This window comes from Roseobacter litoralis Och 149 (assembly GCF_000154785.2).
Lineage (GTDB): Bacteria > Pseudomonadota > Alphaproteobacteria > Rhodobacterales > Rhodobacteraceae > Roseobacter > Roseobacter litoralis.
The window spans coordinates 239784-258690 of the sequence record NC_015730.1 but is presented as its reverse complement, the minus strand read 5'-3'; the positions used below and the strand labels follow the sequence as shown (position 1 = coordinate 258690).

Below are 18907 nucleotides of genomic sequence, written 5' to 3'. Positions count from 1 at the left end.
ATCATCTTGTGAAATTTCATATTTCAAAACTGTTTAAACACATCTGTTGTTTGATCGTTTATACCCAAGCTTCAACACTGACTTGTGGTTTATGCAACAAAATAATTGCAAATCAGACCGAAACACCACAATCATCAGGCCAAATTTAAGTGGGTCAGGTAATTGGCAAAGGCAACTAAACGAGACGCAGGCCCCGATGTGCGCCCGGGCAAAGTTAAGAAATCAGAACGTCGCCGAAAGATTCTTCTGGAACTAAAATTACGGCCCCATGTTCGGATCAGTGAGCTTGCAAGGCAGTTCAACGCGTCCACGGAAACCCTGCGCCGCGATTTTGACGCGCTTGCCAAGGACGGCCTGATAGACCGCGCACATGGCGGTGCCTCGGCACTGTCGCAGCGCCATTATCCAAATCTCGATACACGCACGGCGGCACGTATTGCAGAAAGGGAAAGGATAGCCCTTGCTGCGGCGTCTCAAGTACGGGACGGCGAAACGATAATGATCGATTCCGGGTCAACAACGATTGAGCTGGCCAAAGCGCTCGCCTATCGCGATGTGTCGTGCACGGTTATCACAAATTCGCTGCCGGTAGCGATGACGCTTGGCTCACGATCCGCAGATGTCATGCTGTGTCCGGGGGAATATCAGGGCGACGAAAATGCAGTTGTTGGCACTGAAACGCTGGAGTTTCTGCGCGGATTTCGAGTGGATCGCTGCATGATTGGTGCATCGGGATTGTCCGTGGACGGCGTGTCCGAGACCGTTCGGGGGTTTGCGGCAGTTAAAAGGGAGATGCTGCGTCAGGCATCACTTCGCCAGCTGTTGATCGGATCCGAGAAATTCAATCAAAGCGGATTGGCCCGCGTCGTCGGCATCGACGAGCTTCACAGTATTTTTGTTGATGTGAGACCGCAAAACGAATTACTCGCAGCATTAAAGCGTGGTGGCGTTGATATTCACGTTGCAGACACGCCATCACCGAACGCATAATCACGTAAAGAAAACTCAGGGAGGAAATGAAATGAAACTCAATCTTAAACTGCTGCTTGGCGCTTCTGCCATCTGCATGCTGTCGCTGTCCACGAGCGCTTTGGCGCAAGACTGCCCACGCGGTGATCTGGATTCGCGCTTCTGCGATGTTGACGGGGACCTGATCGCTGATACGCCAACTGACCCTGCCGAGCAGCTCGACCCCGACACGCTGATCTTTGCATACACGCCCGTCGAAGACCCGGCCGTCTATAAAGAAGCATGGTCCGATTTTCTGACCCATCTGGAATCAGAGACCGGCAAAGATGTCGTCTTTTTCCCCGTGCAAAACAACGCAGCCCAAATTGAAGCGATGCGCTCAGGTCGTTTGCACATCGCCGGTTTCAACACCGGGTCGAACCCGCTGGCTGTAAACTGCGCGGGCTTCAACCCCTTCACGATCATGGCGTCCAAAGACGGCAATTTCGGATATGAGATGGAAATCATCACCTACCCCGGTTCCGGAATCGAAACGGTTGAAGATATCAGAGGCAAATCCCTTGCCTTTACGTCGCCCACGTCAAATTCTGGTTTCAAGGCACCCTCTGCGATCCTCAAGGGCGACTTCGACATGCTGCCCGAACGTGATTTCGAGCCCGTGTTTTCCGGCAAGCACGACAACTCCATCCTTGGCGTGGCCAATAAGGACTACGTTGCCGCCTCCATCGCCAATTCGGTCAAATCGCGCATGATCAGCCGCGACGTGATCTCCGAAGACGACGTGAAGGTCGTGTATAAATCGCAAACCTTCCCGACCACAGGATTTGGCACGGTCTACAACCTCAAGCCGGAACTGAAAGAGAAGATCCGCAATGCGTTCTTTAATTTCGAATGGGAAGGCACCTCACTGCAGGCAGAGTTCGAAAAATCGAACGAAGGCCAGTTCCTTGAGATGACCTATCAGGAATTCTGGGACGTGATCCGCAAGATCGACACCGCAAATGGCGTCAGCTACGCCTGCGAGTAAACTCTGATCGGGCGGGTCTGTTATGGCCCGCCCTGTCCAATCAAAAATGGTGGGGGGCATGGTGATGCTGCGGCTTGAGAAGCTAGTGAAGACGTATAAAACCGGCGATCAGGCGCTGAAGGAAGTCGACCTTGAGATACCACAGGGTCAGGTGCTGGCGTTGATCGGCCCGTCGGGCGCTGGCAAATCAACCCTTATCCGCTGCGTCAACCGACTGGTGGAGCCGAGCTCCGGTCAGGTTTATCTGGGCGATGTCGAGCTGACCGGGCTGTCATCTGGCGCATTACGTCGCGAACGCCGCCGTATGGGCATGATCTTTCAGGAATACGCGCTTGTGGAACGTCTGACCGTCATGGAAAACGTGCTGTCCGGGCGTTTGGGCTATGTCGGTTTCTGGCGTTCTTTCCTGCGTAAGTTCCCGCAAGCGGATGTGGACGAAGCGTTTCGCCTGCTTGATCGCGTGGGCCTCGCGCATATGGCCGACAAACGGGCTGACGAGCTTTCTGGCGGGCAACGCCAACGTGTTGGTATCTGCCGCGCCCTCATTCAAAACCCCGCGCTGCTGCTGGTGGATGAACCAACCGCCTCGCTTGATCCCAAAACATCCCGTCAGATCATGCGGCTGATTTGCGAGTTGTGCCGCGAGCGCGGGCTTGCCGCCATTATCAACATTCACGACGTGGCTTTGGCGCAGATGTTCGTGCAACGTGTCATTGGTTTGCGCTTTGGTGCCATGGTTTACGACGGTCCACCCGAAGGACTGACCCCGGACAGGCTGACCGAAATCTACGGCGAAGAAGACTGGGAAGCGACCATCGAACAAATCGACGATGATGAGATCGAGGCAGCCGAATGAGCGTCCCAAATTCCGAGCTGGAAACACTTCTGGGAAAGCCGTGGAAAAAGCCACCTTTCATCCAGCGTCCGTGGCTACGGTGGACCCTTGTCCTTGGATTCTTCGCCTATCTGATTGCTGCCTATATGACGATCGAGGTCAATTGGGCCCGCGTCTATGTTGGGCTTGAACGCGGCAAACAATTCGTGCTCGCTTTTACAAGCCCGGATTTCACCACCCGGTCCAGCGACATCTATTCGGGGATGCTTGAAAGCATCATCATGACCGTTGCGGCCTCTGTTGTCGGCATCATCATTTCGATTCCAATTGCCCTTGGCGCTGCGCGAAATGTTGCACCCTTGCCGGTCTATTTGATCTGCCGGGGCATCATCGCGATCTCGCGCGCGCTGCAGGAAATCATCGTGGCGATTTTGCTGGTTGCGATCTTTGGCTTCGGCCCGCTGGCAGGTTTCCTGACGCTGAGTTTTGCGACAATCGGCTTTCTGTCCAAACTGCTCGCAGAGGACATCGAAAGCATGGACAAGGTGCAGGCAGAGGCGATCAAAGCTTCTGGCGCGCGCTGGACACAGTGGATCAATTACGGCGTACAGCCGCAGGTCATGCCGCGCCTCATCGGCCTGTCGATCTACCGCATCGATATCAATTTCCGCGAAAGCGCTATCTTGGGTCTGGTGGGTGCCGGGGGCATCGGTGCGACGCTCAACACAGCCTTTGACCGCTACGAATATGACACGGCCGCTGCGATCCTGATCATGATCATCGTGATCGTCATGGCGCTCGAATATATCTCCGGCATTGTCCGGGCGAGGGTACAATAATGCCGATCCGCGAGACAAACAGCCAGAAAATCTGGCAAAGACGCACCGGGCGCGAAAGCCTCTCGCACTGGGCCATGTGGCTCGTTGGCCTGATGATTTTCGCCTATTGCTGGCAGCAGATTTCGCAAGCCACCACATGGTTTTTCGTCTGGGACGCGCCCCGCATTGCGAATGATATCTGGACGCGCGCAACACCGCCGAAATGGGATTACATTGCGCAGCTGGGCGAGCCGATCTGGGATACGCTGAACATTGCGACCCTCGGCACGATCATCGCCCTGTTTCTTGCTGTCCCGGTTGCGTTCTTTGCCGCGCGCAATACCACGCCTTCAGCGCTGTTCGTGCGTCCGATTGCCTTGCTGATCATCGTTTCGACCCGCTCGATCAACTCACTGATCTGGGCATTGCTGCTTATCGCGATTATCGGTCCCGGCGTCTTTGCGGGTGTGATCGCCATCGCGATCCGCTCCATCGGGTTCTGCGCAAAGCTGCTCTATGAGGCCATAGAAGAGATCGACGAAATTCAGGTCGAGGCGATCACCGCGACAGGTGCATCGCGCTGGCAGGTCATGGCATATGGAATTGTGCCACAGATCCTGCCTGCATTTGCTGGCATTGCCGTGTTTCGCTGGGACATCAACATCCGCGAATCGACGGTGCTGGGGCTTGTCGGGGCCGGCGGTATCGGTCTTCAATTGTCAGCATCGCTGAACGTGCTGGCATGGCCGCAGGTCTCGCTCATCCTGCTGGTGATTCTGGCGGCCGTTGTGATCTCCGAATGGGTGTCGGCCAAGGTGCGCGGCGCGATCATATAATTAGATCCGGTGTGGCGGCAGTATATGCCGCCCCGCGATCTGGTCTGTACATCGCCGATAAACACCACTGATTTTACAACATTTACAACGCGATACATCGCGAAACCTATGCGATTTCCACATGGTGCGCTTACTCATGTTGACATGTATGGAAGTATACAAGTAGCTTTCCCGCAAAGGGAGCGGTGATGACGTTGGTGCTGGATGATCTGAGCAAATGGAAGCTTGACCCGCTTGTCGCGGTCAGCCCGCAACTCAGGTTGATCTTGCGCAGCCGCATCATCCGCAATGACCTCAAACCAGCCAGCAGGTTGTCGGAACCGGAGCTTGCCAGAGAATATCACGTCAGCAGACAGCCCGTCCGCGAAGCCTTCATCACCCTCATGAACGAAGGCCTGCTCGAGATCAGACCACAACGCGGCACCTTTGTGAAACTCATCGATTATGATGCGGTCCTGAATGGTCGTTTCGTACGCGAAGCGGTGGAAGCGGATATCGTCAAAAGACTGGCAGACACGCCGCCGGACGGGTTGGTCAAAGACCTGCGCACACAGTTGGACGCGCAAAAAGCGGTCGGCGCACGCGACCCTGCGAAATTCATCGAACTGGACGAAAGGTTCCACCACACCCTTGCGGATGCCGCCGGTGTTGGCAAAGCCTGGAGTATTCTGGATGCCATCAAGACACAGATGGACCGGGTGCGCTTCCTGACCTTCGAAGAGTTTCCGGTCGCCAAGCTGATTGATCAGCACACCGCGATTGTTGATGCGATCGAACAGCAACACGTGGCAGGGGCCGAGGTCGCGATGCGCACCCACCTGATGGAAATCCTAAGCTCGCTCCCAAAGGTGCAGGCCCTCTACCCCGCGTATTTCGACGGGTCTGCTCAAACAATACCCGATCCCAAGCCTTAACACTGGAGGAAACATTATGAGGCTCTTTACAAAAATCAAAGGACTGGCTGCGGTGACCTGCGTTGCAGCGCTCGCGTCTTCGGCCGCATTTGCACAGGAGATGACCCTGAAACTGGGGCATCTGGCAAATGAGCAAAACGCATGGCACCTAGCCGCGGTCAAATTCGGCGAGGAACTCTCCACGCTGACCGATGGCCGCATTGCCGTCGAGGTTTTCCCGAACGAATCCCTCGGTAAGGAAATCGACCTGATCAACGGCATGCAGCTTGGCACGGTGGACATGACAATCACTGGTGAAAGCCTGCAAAACTGGGCCCCCATGGCTGCGTTGCTGGCCGTGCCCTATGCCTATAAATCCCTCGATCACATGGACGAAGTCGCCTCTGGTGACATCGGCACGCAGATCAAACAGCAGATCATCGAAAAAGCCCAGGTGCGCCCGATTGCATTCTTTGCCCGTGGGCCGCGCAACCTGACATCGCAACGCCCGATCACATCGCCTGCAGACCTTGATGGCATGAAAATGCGCGTCCCGAACGTGCCGCTTTTCGTGGACGTCTGGAGCGCTCTGGGCGCATCGCCAACACCGATGGCATTTTCCGAAGTCTTCACGTCCCTGCAAAACGGCGTGATCGACGGTCAGGAAAACCCGCTTGCCCTGATCCGCTCGGCCAACTTCAACGAAGTGCAGGGCTATGTGAACCAGACCGAACATGTCCGGTCCTGGATTTACCTGACGATCGCGGAATCCACCTGGGCCAAACTGTCCGAGGACGATCAGAATGCGGTCATGCAGGCCGCAGCAACAGCGCAGGAATATGAGCGTGGTCTGCTTCTGGAAAGCCTCGCCGAAGATCGCGGCTATCTCGAAAGCAAGGGCATGACCTTCGTTGAGGTGGATGGCGCCGCGTTTCAGGCCGCTGCCAAGGACGCGGTTCTTGCCAACGTAAGCGAAGAAATCCGCCCCGTCGTGGAATCGCTGTTTTCTGAGTAAAACTTCCGCGAGAGCCGTCGGACCTATCTCCGGCGGCTCTTGCACCTCTTTTAATGAAAGTCTGACGGATGCAGCGGATAGAACGGATCATCGTGGGTGTCGCCAGCGTCGGTGTCGGCCTGTCCTTTTTCGTTCTCATCTGTGCTGTCCTGACACAGGTTCTCGGCCGGACATTCGGATCATCGCCCGTCTGGACCGAAGAGCTGACGCGCTATGCGATGCTATACACGGTGACCTTCGGGGCCGGGCTTGCCCTGCGCTCCGGCGATCTGGTGAATGTAGACGTCGTCTGCGAAGCACTCCCGGGCAAGGGGCCATGGCTGTTGCGACTGTTGTCTGCGACCGCAACGCTCGTCCTCTGCATTATCCTGATCCCTGCGGCATGGAAATATGTGTCCATCGGGGCTTTTCAAACCTCGCCCGCCTTGGGCGTGCGCATGGATTATATCCACTTTTCGGTTCTCGCATTGCTAGGCTGCCTCGCGGCTTTCGCCCTGCTCAGGATCGTTTCGATGATCTTTTTCTCCGGCACCGGTGAGCCAGTCAATCGTATGGACAGCTGAACATGGGCTTGCTTATTCTCGTCACCGTTTTCGTCATCGGGCTGGTCGTGGGCATCCCCGTGGCCATCACTCTCGGCCTGAGTTCCCTCTGCTATCTGCTGGTGACGGGCATTCCCGTGGTCGTCATGCCGCAGAAAATGTATGCGGGCATGGATGTTTTCGTATTGCTCAGCATCCCCGGCTTTATTCTCGCAGGCAACCTGATGAACCGGGGCGGTATTACGGAACGGATCATCCGCTTTGCAAATGCGCTGGTCGGTTGGATCAGAGGGGGCCTTGGCCTCACAAACGTGGGCGCGTCGATGCTGTTCGGCGGCATCACCGGCACGGCAGTTGCCGATGCGGCATCCATCGGCGGCGTCATGATACCGGGCATGAAAAAGGCCGGATACCCTGCCGATTTTTCAGCCGCCATCACCGCCGCCTCCTCCACCGTCGGGCCGATCATTCCGCCAAGCGTGCCGATGATCATTGTCGGAGCCTTGTCCGGTATCTCGGTCGGAAAGATGTTTCTTGCCGGGGCGATACCGGGCATTTTGCTGGGTATGGCGATGATGATCACCACCTATGTGATTGCGCGCCGCCGGAATTTTCCCAAACAGGAATGGCAGGGCGTGGGCGAAATCGGGCGGTCCTTCGCGGGCGCGTTCTGGGCGCTCGCGATGACCGCTTTGATCCTTTACGGTCTACTGAGTGGCGTGGCGACACCCACGGAAACGGCGATCATCGCGAGTGTCTATGCCATGTTCATCGGACTTGTCGTTTACCGCGAACTTCCGTTCCGTGAAATTCCCAAGATCATCGTTGACAGCGCCGTTGCCGCATCGGGGATTCTGGTTCTGGTCGGGTTTGCGAATGTGTTCGGCTGGATCCTCGTCTCTGAGCGTATTCCACAGGCCATCGCCGCCGCTGTCCTGTCGTTCACGGAAAACAAATTCATCATCATCCTGATCATCAACATCCTGCTGCTGATTGTCGGCATGTTCATGGAAACGATTGCGGCCCTGATCATCCTCTTTGTCCCACTTCTGACGCTTGCCACCTCCGTGGGGATTGACCCGCTGCATTTTGCGACCTTTGCGGTGCTGAACCTGATGATCGGCCTGACAACCCCGCCCCTTGGCGTGTGCCTGTTTGTCTGCGCGGGGATCGCGCGATTGCCCTTGACCCCCGTCATTATCGCGATCCTGCCGTTTATCGCGACAAACATCATCGTTCTGTTGATGGTGTCCTACTTCCCCCCGCTGGCGACCTGGTTGCCCTCTGTCCTTATCCCGTAAAAGGAGGTTTTCGTGACCACCACAATTTGCAGACTTCACAGCAAAGGTGACTTGCGCGTTGAGGAAATCGCATCACAGCCTCTGGAAACGGGCCAGGTCGCGGTCGAAATCGCGCGCGGTGGCATCTGCGGATCAGACCTGCATTATTTTCAGCATGGTGGCTTTGGCCCGGTGCGCGTGAAAGAACCCATCATTCTGGGTCACGAAATCGCGGGCGTCATAAAGTCGGTCGCACCGGGCGTCACTTGTTTGGAACCGGGCGACAAAGTCGCGGTGAACCCCAGCCAGCCTTGCAATGATTGCCATTTCTGCGCCCGCGAGGAATACCAGCATTGTCTGAACATGCGGTTTCTGGGCTCGGCCAGAACCTTTCCTCACGTGCAGGGGGGATTTCGCAGTATCTTGCCGGTGCCCGCATCCCAATGCGTCAAAGTGAGCGCACAAACCGAGATTGCACATGCCGCCTGCGCCGAGCCGCTGGCAGTTTGCCTGCATGCTGCAAATCAGGCCGGCGATCTGGCAGGCAAACGCGTTCTGGTCACCGGGGCCGGGCCGATTGGCGCGTTGTGTGTTGCAGTATCCAAGGCACGGGGCGCATCGGATATCGTGGTGACCGATCTCGTCGATTTCACCCTGTCCAACGCGAGCAAAATGGGGGCAACGCACTGCGTCAATATCGCGACATCAGCCGACCTGATGGATGCGTTCAGCTCGCCTGAAAAACAATTCGATGTGGTGTTCGAATGCTCCGGCGCTGAGGCCGCGATTGCCATAGCGATTGAATTTGTCCGCCCGCGCGGGACATTGGTTCAGGTCGGCGTCGCGGGGAGCCTGAATATCCCCATCAACGCCATTGTCGGAAAAGAAATTTCGCTGAAGGGCACGCACCGTTTCCACCCTGAATTTGCCGATGCGGTCCGGATGATTGACCAAGGGGTGATCAACGTCGCCCCCATGATCACGCAGGTTTTTCCGGTGGAACAGGCACATGAAGCATTTGCGACCACGCTGGATCGCAACAAATCAATCAAAGTGCAGCTGTCGTTCTAGAGTGTTTGACGAAACGCCTGAAATATCAAGCATCACGTAACGCGTTGAAATCTTTCATTGCAGGCAGCATTACGTGATTCAGGTTTTTCGCATGACGCTTTAGGTTTGCCACGCAGCGAATTGGCGGGGTCCCTGCGGCACTTCTTTGCCAAGTGGCGTTGTTCTTGGACGCGCTGCGCCTTAGTCTGCAAATCGTCGCTCCGATTCCGTTTCAGCAAGGCTTTTCATGTCCGAGACACCGCACGCCCCCTATCAGGTTCTGGCACGTAAATACCGCCCTGAGACCTTTGCCGATCTAGTCGGACAGGACGCGATGGTTCAGACACTGAAAAACGCGTTTGAAGCGGATCGCATCGCGCAAGCCTTTATCATGACCGGCATCCGCGGCACGGGTAAAACCACCACCGCCCGGATCATTGCCAAGGGCATGAATTGCATCGGCCCGGACGGCACAAGCGGCCCTACAACCGAACCCTGCGGCACCTGTGAGCATTGCACTGCCATCATGGAGGGCCGCCACGTCGATGTGATGGAAATGGACGCGGCGTCCAATACCGGGGTCGCAAACATCCGGGAAATCATTGATTCCGTCCACTACCGCGCCGCCTCGGCCCGCTACAAAGTCTATATCATCGACGAAGTGCACATGCTGTCCACCGGCGCATTCAACGCGCTGCTGAAAACGCTGGAAGAGCCGCCGGAACATGTAAAATTCATCTTTGCCACCACGGAAATCCGCAAGGTCCCCGTAACCGTGCTGTCGCGTTGCCAGCGGTTTGACCTGCGCCGCATCGAACCCGAGGTCATGATTGATCTGATGCGCAAAATTGCGACTGCCGAAGGGGCCGAAATCGCGCAGGACGCCATGGCCTTGATCGCGCGCGCGGCTGAAGGCTCCGCGCGGGATGCGACCTCGCTGCTGGATCAGGCCATCAGCCACGGCGCGGGAGAGACAACAGCCGCGCAGGTCCGCGCGATGCTGGGGCTGGCGGATCGCGGGCGCGTGCTCGATCTGTTTGACATGATCCTGCGCGGGGACACTGCGGGCGCGCTCACCGAACTGTCGGCACAATATGCCGAAGGGGCCGACCCGATGGCCGTGCTGCGCGATCTGGCGGAGATCACCCATTGGGTGTCGGTGGTCAAGATCACCCCCGAAGCCGCCGAAGACCCCACCGTATCGCCCGACGAACGCAGCCGGGGCCTTGAGATGGCAGGCACCTTGCCCATGCGCGTGCTGACGCGGCTGTGGCAGATGCTATTGAAAGCACTCGACGAAGTGGCAAGTGCCCCCAATGCAATGATGGCCGCCGAGATGGCGATCATCCGGCTGACACATGTGGCTGACATGCCAACCCCCGAGGAATTGGTGCGCAAACTGAATGCGGCCGATGCACCTGCAAGCGGCCCCTCAGGCGGCAGTACCCCCACACAGGACACGGCAACGCGCGGCACAACTGCGACGGCCTATGCCTCCGCAAGAAGCCCATCCCCGTCGGGTTCTGGCACCGTTACAGCATTGGCCGAGCAACCGAATGAAGCCCTTGGCCGTTTCATCAGCTTTGATCATGTGGTCGAACTGATCCGCACCAATCGGGACGTAAAGCTCTTGGTTGAGGTAGAAGGCTGCGTGCGGCTGGCGCAATACCAGCCCGGCCGGATCGAATTTGCCCCCACGGAAAACGCGCCCGCCGATCTGGCGCAACGGCTCGGGCAGCGGCTGCAACTCTGGACCGGCAATCGCTGGGCCGTCACAATTGTGAATGATGCATCCGCGCCAACGATTGCCGAAAAGCGAGACGCCGCAGAACTCGACCTGCAAAGCAAAGCGCTTGCGCACCCGATGATGCAGGCGGTCCTCGCCCAGTTTCCGAAAGCCCGCATCACGTCCATCAAAACCCCCCAGCAGATCGCGGCAGCCGCCGTTGCGGACGCTCTGCCAGAGGTCGAGGACGAGTGGGACCCCTTCGAGGACAGTTGAGCCTCTTGCGAGACCGCCCCAAAACACGCATATCAAATGTAACTGAACACATAAGGACACAGCAGATGCTCAAAGGACTAGGCTCACTCGGCGATATGGCCGGCATGATGAAAAAAGCGCAGGAAATGCAATCCAAGATGGCGCAGATGCAGGAAGACATGCAAAATGTGATCGTCGAGGGCGTCTCTGGCGCGGGTCTGGTCAAAGCGACCTGCACCGCCAAGGGCGAGTTGAAAGGTCTGGATATTGACCCGTCGATCTTTAACAGTGATGACAAGGAAGTCGTCGAAGACCTGATCCTTGCCGCGATCAAGGACGCGCAAACAAAAGCCGCCGACAAGGCGCAGGAAGAAATGGCGAAATTGACCGAAGGCATGGGCTTGCCTGCGGATATGAAACTGCCGTTCTGAGCGCCCTCCTCTGCCGCAGACCACTCGCCGCGCGGCCCCCGCAAAACAGGCATGATTTGTGAGCAGCACAAAGGACATTGACGCGTTAATCGACCTGATGGCCAAGCTGCCCGGGCTTGGGCCAAGGTCTGCGCGCCGTGCCGTGCTGCACCTCATCCGGAAACGCAGCCTGCTCCTGATCCCGCTGGCAGACACGTTGCAAGCGGTCGCCGAGACAGCCCGTGAATGCCTGAACTGCGGCAATGTCGGTACGACGGATATCTGCGACATCTGCACCTCCGAAAAACGCGCCAATGGGGAGCTTTGCGTGGTAGAAGATGTTGCTGACCTCTGGGCCATGGAACGCTCAGGGGTTTTCAAAGGGCGCTATCACGTGTTGGGCGGCACCCTTTCCGCGCTGGACGCGGTCGGACCGCAGGAATTGCGCATTCCCCGTCTGCTGGACCGTGTCCCGAGCGAAGGGATCACCGAAGTGATCCTCGCCCTGAACGCAACGATCGACGGCCAGACCACCGCACATTACATCGCCGACAACCTCGAAGGTCAGGTCCGCCTCACATCACTGGCGCAAGGCGTTCCGATTGGTGGGGAGTTGGATTACCTCGACGATGGCACGATCACCGCAGCCATGCGCGCGCGAAAGTCGTTTTAGAGCGTCTGACGAAATACCTGAAACATCACGTAACGCGTTGAAATCTTTGATTTCAGGCAGCGTTGCGTGATTCAGGTTTTCCGCATGACGCTTTAGACCGGGTCAGTCGTAGGCCGCATCGACGATAATTTCCACCTTCAACTCAGGACGCGCAAGCTTGGCCTCACCACAAGCGCGGGCCGGGGCGTGCCCTTCGGGGACCCACGCGTTCCACACTTCATTCAGCCCGGCAAAGTCGCTCATATCCGCCAGCCAGATCGTCGCCCGAAGCATTTTCTCGCGCGATGAACCCGCCTTGATCAAAAGGGCATCCAGACGCCGCAAGCACTCTGCGGTCTGATCCTGTATTGTCTCGCCCTCACCAACCTGACCGGTGATATAAGCAACACCTTGATGTTTCACGATTTTCGATGATCTGATGCCGGTTTCAATTCGTTCAATCATGATGCGTCCTTTTCGATAAGATAGGTAAGGCCTGACCGCTTTCGTGCTGGAACACAAGCCCAAGACAAACCACACAAACGAAAACCCCCGGCGACGGTGCACCGGGGGTTAAAGAAGTCAGACGTGACACATGAGTTCAGCGTTTGTCCGCCGCTTCATCTTCGTCTTCATCATCATGCGTGCCATCGGGCAGGTTAAAGAAGCTATCCGCATCGGAGAAATCACCCGCTGACTCTTCGTCTTCATCCTTGGCGCTGTCACCAGATAATGTAAACGTCTCCAACCCTTCGATGGCGGTCGGAATCTTGGGCTCGGCATCCATGCCGAGGCTTTGTTCCGTGCTGACCAGTTTGCGGCGTTCGTCATCGCTCATCACCGGCGCATCGGCGGCCTTTTTGGCGGCGGCTTTCTGCACGACCATGTCCAGTTCGGATTGCTTGCAAAGCCCCAGTGCCACCGGGTCAATCGGTTGAATGTTGCTGATATTCCAATGCGTGCGTTCGCGAATGGCCTGAATGGTCGGTTTGGTTGTCCCGATCAGCTTGCTGATCTGGCCGTCTGTCAATTCGGGGTGGAATTTGACCAGCCACAGGATAGATGCCGGACGGTCCTGACGCTTGGACAGCGGCGTGTAACGCGGACCACGGCGTTTTTCCTCGCCCTGTGCGGCAGCGTTGAACTTCAGCTTGAGCTTGTAAAGCGGGTTGCTTTGGGCCGTGTCAATTTCATCTTGGGTCAGCTGGTTATTGGCAATCGGGTCAAAGCCCTTGACGCCCTGCGCCACATCGCCATCCGCAATCCCCTGCACCTCAAGTTCGTGCATTCCGACAAAGTCAGCAATCTGCTTGAAGCTGAGTGTCGTGTTATCCACCAGCCAGACAGCGGTGGCTTTGGCCATAATCGGTTTTGCCATTGTGGTGCTCCTATCAATACGTATTCCCCACGCCGACCCAATCGCCTTGAAGGGCGGTTCCGAAGCTTCGGAACGGTTTCCATTGTGGGGGAACTGCAGCCGTATATAATCAGCAAAATCCTATAAGGAAAGCCCCAATGCGCTGGCTCATTGCCTCACTTATTGCCGCCTTACCGTTCGGCGCTCAAAGCGACACAACAGGCACGTTTGACTACTATGTGCTCTCCTTAAGCTGGTCGCCAAACTGGTGTGCTTTGCAAGGGGATGCGCGCGGTTCAGACCAATGTGATGAGCGTCACGATCACGGCTGGATTCTCCATGGTCTGTGGCCGCAATACGAAAGCGGCTTTCCCGATTACTGTCAGACCTCCGAACGCGCGCCCTCCCGACAGATGACAGCTGGCATGGCCGATATCATGGGCACGTCCGGTCTGGCCTGGCACCAGTGGAAAAAGCACGGCACCTGCGCCGGGTTGAGTGCCGCGCAGTATTTTGACACCTCGCGCGAGGCTTACGCGCGGATAAACCGTCCGGAAATTCTGCGCCGGTTGAGCGAACCTGTGCGCATCGCCCCCCAAGTCGTTGAACAAGCCTTTCTTGAGGCGAACCCCGATTTGCGCCCCGACCAGATCACGATCACCTGCCGCGACGGACATATCCAAGAGGCACGGATTTGCCTGACCCGCGCACTTGAGCCGCGCCAGTGCGGGCGCGATGTCATCCGGGACTGCAGCGCGAAAAACGCGCTGTTCACCCCGATCCGCTAGAGCGTCAGAATCGTACTGCCCGTGGTTTTGCGTGCTTCCAGCGCGCGATGAGCCTCAGCGACATCCGTGAGGGGAAAGCGCTGATCAATGCGAATCTTCACATCGCCGTTTTGCACCTTTTCAAACAGCTGTGCCGCCATGGCCTGACAGGTTTCATGCTCTGCGATATGGGTGAACAGGGTCGGGCGGGTGATTTTCAGCGACCCTTTCTGGCCCAGAATACCGACAGAAAACGGGGGCACCGGCCCCGACGCATTCCCGAAGGAAATCATCATGCCAAGCGGCTTGAGGCTGTCCAATGACCCCTCAAAGGTATCTGCCCCGACCGCGTCCATGACCACGTCTACGCCTTTGCCATCGGTAAGCTCACGGACCCGCGCGGCAAAATCCTCGGTTTTGTAGTTGATGCAATGGTCGGCACCGTGCTCCAGCGCGATCGCGCATTTCGCGTCACTCCCGGCGGTCCCGATCAGCGTGATCCCTTCTGATCGCGCCCATTGGCAGGCGATCAGACCAACGCCCCCGGCGGCTGCGTGAAACAACACGGTATCGCCCGCCTTCAGCGGGGTCGTGCGGTGGAACAGATATTGCACCGTGAGCCCTTTGAGCATCATGGCGGCGGCTTCTTCGAAGGAAATCCCATCGGGCAACGGGCAAACCTGTGCGGCGGGCATCACGCGGGCTTGCGCATAAGCACCGGGCGGTGTCGCAGCATAGGCGGCACGGTCGCCGACCTTCAGATGCGTGACACCTGCGCCGACAGCCTCGATCACGCCTGCCGCTTCCATACCGAGGGCATGGGGCAACGCCATCGGATACAGGCCACTGCGTTGATAGACATCGATAAAATTCAACCCGCAGGCTTTGTGGGTGATGCGCACCTCGCCAGCCCCCGGCTCGCCAACAGGTCGGTCCACCACGTGCATCGCCTCGGGTCCACCCGCTTCTTCAATAATTACGGTCTTTACCATCTTTTCTCTCCACTACATCGAATTTGCACGGGCCTCACGAGGCGACTTTCAGAACGATCTTGCCAATATGGCCAGAGCTTTCCATGCGTGTATGCGCCGCTGCCGCCTCTTCGAGGAGGAATTCCTGATCCATCACCGGGCCGATTGTTCCCGCCGATAGCATCGGCCAAACGGTGTCGCGCAGTTCCTGCGCAATGCCAGCCTTTGCCAGATCGCTTTGCGGGCGCAGGGTCGATCCTGTCATCGTCAGACGGCGCGTCATCAGCATCGTGAAATTCACCTCGACCTTGGCCCCGCCAAGGAAAGCAATCTGCACCAGCCGCCCGTCATCCGCCAAGGCCTTGAAATTGCGCGGGATATAATCTCCGCCAACCATATCCAGAATGACATTTGCGCCGCCCTCTGCGCGCATGGCAGCCACAAAGTCATCATCCCGGTAGTTGATCGCGCGCTCGGCACCCAGTTCGACACATGCCGCGCATTTCGCCTCCGAGCCTGCAGTGGCAAACACCCGCGCGCCCAAGGCGTGCGCCAGTTGAATGGCCGTCGTACCGATGCCGGATGACCCGCCATGCACCAGAAAACGCTCTCCCGCTTTGAGGCCACCACGCGTGAACACATTGGACCAGACGGTGAAATACGTCTCAGGCAGGCAGGCAGCTTCGCGCAGGCCCATCCCGTCGGGAACGGCCAAACAATGCGCCGCAGGTGTCGCCACATATTCCGCATAGCCCCCGCCCGGCAGCAGCGCGCAGACAAGATCACCCACCGCAAGGTCATTCACCCCGGCCCCCACTGCGACGACCTCGCCCGAGGCTTCAAGCCCCGGCAAATCGCTGGCCGTGGGCGGTGGCGCATATAAGCCCGCGCGTTGCAGGGCATCAGGCCTGTTCACGCCCGCCCATGCCACTTTGATCACAACCTGATCGTGGGCAGGCTCAGGCATCGGGCGCTGGCACAGCGTCAGAACTTCCGGCCCCCCCGCTTCGCTGATCTCAATTGCGCGCATCATCTGGGCCATGTCATCCGTCCTGTTGTTCATTTTGTGTCCACCATAGACAAGCGCACGACGGGTGCAACGCCATCACTCGCGCGGGGCGGTCCAGCTTCCCGGCAGGTCGGTATTGGGCGTGCTGCGCGGTGCTTTGATCTGGCCCAGCAGCCAATTCGGACCTGTCATCAAACGGCTCAGCGTCGGGCTTTGGCGCACCTTGGCCTTGATTTGTTCAATGGCCATGACGTTCTCGATACGCCGATCCAGAAAGCCCCATGTGGCCATGTGATCCGGGCTGTCATCGCCCAGCCAATAGAGCACCGTAGACGAATAGACGCCCGACAGGGTGGCGCGTTTCGTGTACCAGTTCACATCGTCAGACGTATCGCCCAGCGTCGTCCAGATCGCATCGCAAGTACCCCAGATCAGCTTGGCCCCATCCGCTGCATATTGAGGCAGTGCAAAGAGCGTCGTGCCACGACGCACCGCTTCCTTATCCTCTACCACTTCCAGACGTATGCGCACCGCCGCGGTCACCTTGTCGCGAAACTTCATCGCGCTGAGGTCGGTTTCGCCCAACCGCTCCAGCATCGCGGCATCACCCGCCTTGTGAAAGGCAATCGCCAGATCAACCGCACCGCGCGGACAGATGGCGCGCGCAACCGATGGCGACAACTCCGCATCCCGCGCGGCAGCCTGAAATGTGGTCTCTGACCAGCCATCGAAAGGCACATGCATCATGGCTGCTTCCAAAAGGGCGGCTTTGGCGGTTTCATACGGCACTGTCATCATCTGGCTCCTGAACGTCGGTATCAACACACTAGACAAGTTAGGGCGTCCTTGCTATATGCCCACTTCCTGCAAATCCTTGCAACTCAACTTAGAAAGGTGGTGAAAACCACATGCAGGTTAGTGTTCGCGACAACAATGTCGATCAGGCCCTCCGGGCTCTGAAGAAAAAGCTGCAGCGCGAAGGCGTCTTCCGCGAAATGAAGCTCAAGCAACATTTCGAAAAGCCGTCCGAGAAAAAAGCGCGCGAGAAAGCTGAAGCGATCCGCCGTGCCCGCAAGCTGGCACGCAAAAAGGCACAACGCGAAGGGATGATGTAAATCATCCACGCAATGTGACTGTCAAGAATACGAACCCCCGTGCGGCGCAAGCTGCGCGGGGGTTTCACGTTCTGACGCACCATAATTCTGACGCACCATAATAATGACAAACTCCTGCATAATGGTGCATTGTCTGAATCTGAAATTGCAAAAGCGTCATACGAAAAACCTGAATTACCCACCGCTACCTGAAATCAAAGATTTCAACGCATTAGCTGAAATGCGATATTTCTGGTACTTCGTCAGACGCAATAAGGGAGGTGTTGCGGCATGACTGAAAACCTGATGCTGCTCGCGCTCTGCGGCCTGATCGGTCTGTGGGTCGCGGTCCTGATCCGGCGCCTTTTGGCGGCGCGTCGGGCTTCGGCCCTCCGGGCCACGCAGAAGTGGGCGATCATCGACGGGTCGAACGTCATGCATTGGAAGGACGGCACACCGCAGATCGCCACCGTCCGCGACGTCGTGTCCCACCTGTCCCAAAAGGGTTTTACCGTCGGGGTCGTGTTTGACGCGAATGCCGGGTATCTTTTGTCCGGAAAATACCAGCACGATGATACGCTGAGCCTTGCCCTGAATTTACCGGAAAGCCACGTCATGGTCGTGCCCAAGGGGCAGCCTGCGGATCCTGCCATTCTGACAATGGCCCGCGATATGAACGCGCGAATCGTGACCAATGACCGTTTTCGGGATTGGGCCGGTGATTTCCCGGAGGTGCGCAAATCCGGTCATTTGATTCCCGGATCGTTCCGGTCAGGTCAGTTGAACCTCAGGCTGTCAAACACCAACAAGCCCCGCAAGAAACGCGCCGCCTGAACCGCGCAGAGGCCCCAAACCTCATGTCACAGGCAAGGCTGTCGTTTTGAACACCGTGCGCAGCGCAAAGCTTGACTGCATTTGCGCCACACCGGGCAGGCGCGCGAGGTATTGGCGGTGGATACGGGCGAAATCATCCGTGTTTTCAGCCACCACTTTCAGCAGGTAATCCGCAGATCCCGCCATCAGGTGACACTCCAGCACATCCGGGATGCGCGCCACTGCTTTCTCGAAGGCATCCAGCACTTCATCCGCCTGCGCCTGCAGCGTAATCTCCACAAAAACGGTTGTCGGCACACCCATCTTGCGCGCGTCCAGAAGGGCCACGTAGTCCTTGATATACCCGTCTTTTTCCAGACGCTGAACACGCCGGTGACAGGCAGAGGGCGACAGGTTGACCGCATCGCTGAGGTCGGCGTTTGACATGCGTCCCGCGCGCTGAAGAGCGCTCAATATACGTTTGTCTGTGGTATCAAGCGTCATTCGCACACAATTCATTCAAATTTGCGTCCATTACCGGTGATTTCTTTCAATTAATCAACCTCAAGCAACGTTTATTTCGCGCCT

At 57.5% G+C, this 18907-nt stretch carries 22 protein-coding genes; 16 read left to right on the top strand and 6 right to left on the bottom strand.

Features of this window, described 5'->3' with window-relative positions:
- Positions 1 to 162: 162 nt before the first annotated feature.
- The 13 genes from RLO149_RS01275 (at position 163) to recR (ending at position 12329) form a co-directional block, all read left to right on the top strand.
- A complete protein-coding gene (locus tag RLO149_RS01275; RefSeq protein ID WP_013960234.1) occupies positions 163 to 990 on the top strand; it encodes a DeoR/GlpR family DNA-binding transcription regulator in 828 nt (275 codons plus the stop codon).
- 31 nt (positions 991 to 1021) lie between these two features.
- Positions 1022 to 1996, top strand: a complete 975-nt coding sequence (gene phnD / locus RLO149_RS01270; protein WP_013960233.1) for a phosphate/phosphite/phosphonate ABC transporter substrate-binding protein — start codon at positions 1022 to 1024, stop codon at positions 1994 to 1996.
- 64 nt (positions 1997 to 2060) lie between these two features.
- Positions 2061 to 2852 carry a phosphonate ABC transporter ATP-binding protein gene (gene phnC, locus RLO149_RS01265; RefSeq protein WP_013960232.1) on the top strand — a complete coding sequence of 264 codons (792 nt, stop codon included), beginning with the start codon at positions 2061 to 2063 and terminating at the stop codon, positions 2850 to 2852.
- A complete protein-coding gene (gene phnE / locus RLO149_RS01260; protein ID WP_013960231.1) occupies positions 2849 to 3670 on the top strand; it encodes a phosphonate ABC transporter, permease protein PhnE in 822 nt (273 codons plus the stop codon). Before phnC ends, phnE (RLO149_RS01260) begins: the two co-directional genes overlap by 4 nt.
- Positions 3670 to 4485, top strand: coding sequence for a phosphonate ABC transporter, permease protein PhnE (gene phnE / locus RLO149_RS01255; protein ID WP_013960230.1), 816 nt, complete (start codon positions 3670 to 3672; stop codon positions 4483 to 4485). Before phnE (RLO149_RS01260) ends, phnE (RLO149_RS01255) begins: the two co-directional genes overlap by 1 nt.
- A gap of 188 nt (positions 4486 to 4673) precedes the next feature.
- Positions 4674 to 5399: a GntR family transcriptional regulator gene (locus tag RLO149_RS01250; protein WP_013960229.1), complete on the top strand. Its 726-nt coding sequence runs from the start codon at positions 4674 to 4676 to the stop codon at positions 5397 to 5399.
- Between the two features lie 16 nt (positions 5400 to 5415).
- Complete coding sequence (locus RLO149_RS01245) at positions 5416 to 6393, top strand: TRAP transporter substrate-binding protein (RefSeq protein ID WP_013960228.1); 978 nt, start codon at positions 5416 to 5418, stop codon at positions 6391 to 6393.
- A 68-nt stretch (positions 6394 to 6461) separates the two neighbouring features.
- Positions 6462 to 6956 (top strand): TRAP transporter small permease, encoded by a 495-nt coding sequence (locus RLO149_RS01240; protein WP_013960227.1) that lies wholly within the window; start codon positions 6462 to 6464, stop codon positions 6954 to 6956.
- A gap of 2 nt (positions 6957 to 6958) precedes the next feature.
- On the top strand, positions 6959 to 8236 hold the full coding sequence (locus RLO149_RS01235) for a TRAP transporter large permease (protein ID WP_013960226.1): 1278 nt from the start codon (positions 6959 to 6961) through the stop codon (positions 8234 to 8236).
- Between the two features lie 12 nt (positions 8237 to 8248).
- Entirely contained in the window at positions 8249 to 9286 is a 1038-nt protein-coding gene (locus tag RLO149_RS01230) for an L-idonate 5-dehydrogenase (protein ID WP_013960225.1), read from the top strand.
- 226 nt (positions 9287 to 9512) lie between these two features.
- Positions 9513 to 11267 (top strand): DNA polymerase III subunit gamma/tau, encoded by a 1755-nt coding sequence (locus tag RLO149_RS01225; protein WP_013960224.1) that lies wholly within the window; start codon positions 9513 to 9515, stop codon positions 11265 to 11267.
- Positions 11268 to 11332: 65 nt separating this feature from the next.
- Positions 11333 to 11677 carry a YbaB/EbfC family nucleoid-associated protein gene (locus tag RLO149_RS01220; protein WP_013960223.1) on the top strand — a complete coding sequence of 115 codons (345 nt, stop codon included), beginning with the start codon at positions 11333 to 11335 and terminating at the stop codon, positions 11675 to 11677.
- Between the two features lie 58 nt (positions 11678 to 11735).
- Positions 11736 to 12329: a recombination mediator RecR gene (recR, locus tag RLO149_RS01215; RefSeq protein WP_013960222.1), complete on the top strand. Its 594-nt coding sequence runs from the start codon at positions 11736 to 11738 to the stop codon at positions 12327 to 12329.
- Positions 12330 to 12431: 102 nt separating this feature from the next.
- On the opposite strand, the gene RLO149_RS01210 is transcribed toward recR, so the two are convergent.
- Complete coding sequence (locus RLO149_RS01210) at positions 12432 to 12773, bottom strand: RidA family protein (protein WP_013960221.1); 342 nt, start codon at positions 12771 to 12773, stop codon at positions 12432 to 12434.
- 136 nt (positions 12774 to 12909) lie between these two features.
- Positions 12910 to 13686 (bottom strand): DUF1013 domain-containing protein, encoded by a 777-nt coding sequence (locus RLO149_RS01205; RefSeq protein WP_013960220.1) that lies wholly within the window; start codon positions 13684 to 13686, stop codon positions 12910 to 12912.
- A 137-nt stretch (positions 13687 to 13823) separates the two neighbouring features.
- On the opposite strand from RLO149_RS01205, the gene RLO149_RS01200 reads away from it, so the two are divergent.
- A complete protein-coding gene (locus RLO149_RS01200; protein WP_013960219.1) occupies positions 13824 to 14453 on the top strand; it encodes a ribonuclease T2 family protein in 630 nt (209 codons plus the stop codon).
- Here RLO149_RS01200 and RLO149_RS01195 read toward each other — a convergent pair.
- The 3 genes from RLO149_RS01195 to RLO149_RS01185 form a co-directional block, all read right to left on the bottom strand.
- Positions 14450 to 15424 (bottom strand): quinone oxidoreductase family protein, encoded by a 975-nt coding sequence (locus RLO149_RS01195; protein WP_013960218.1) that lies wholly within the window; start codon positions 15422 to 15424, stop codon positions 14450 to 14452. The genes RLO149_RS01200 and RLO149_RS01195 overlap by 4 nt on opposite strands.
- Before the next feature lie 34 nt (positions 15425 to 15458).
- Complete coding sequence (locus RLO149_RS01190; RefSeq protein WP_013960217.1) at positions 15459 to 16445, bottom strand: NAD(P)H-quinone oxidoreductase; 987 nt, start codon at positions 16443 to 16445, stop codon at positions 15459 to 15461.
- A 63-nt stretch (positions 16446 to 16508) separates the two neighbouring features.
- Positions 16509 to 17207: a COQ9 family protein gene (locus RLO149_RS01185; protein ID WP_044025497.1), complete on the bottom strand. Its 699-nt coding sequence runs from the start codon at positions 17205 to 17207 to the stop codon at positions 16509 to 16511.
- A 113-nt stretch (positions 17208 to 17320) separates the two neighbouring features.
- On the opposite strand from RLO149_RS01185, the gene rpsU reads away from it, so the two are divergent.
- Both rpsU and RLO149_RS01175 read left to right on the top strand, forming a co-directional pair.
- Positions 17321 to 17527, top strand: a complete 207-nt coding sequence (gene rpsU, locus RLO149_RS01180) for a 30S ribosomal protein S21 (protein ID WP_007118112.1) — start codon at positions 17321 to 17323, stop codon at positions 17525 to 17527.
- Positions 17528 to 17797: 270 nt separating this feature from the next.
- Positions 17798 to 18340, top strand: coding sequence for an NYN domain-containing protein (locus tag RLO149_RS01175; protein ID WP_013960215.1), 543 nt, complete (start codon positions 17798 to 17800; stop codon positions 18338 to 18340).
- A gap of 21 nt (positions 18341 to 18361) precedes the next feature.
- Here the strand turns inward: RLO149_RS01175 and RLO149_RS01170 are convergent, their stop codons facing one another.
- A complete protein-coding gene (locus RLO149_RS01170; protein ID WP_044025164.1) occupies positions 18362 to 18823 on the bottom strand; it encodes an Lrp/AsnC family transcriptional regulator in 462 nt (153 codons plus the stop codon).
- Positions 18824 to 18907 lie beyond the last annotated feature (84 nt).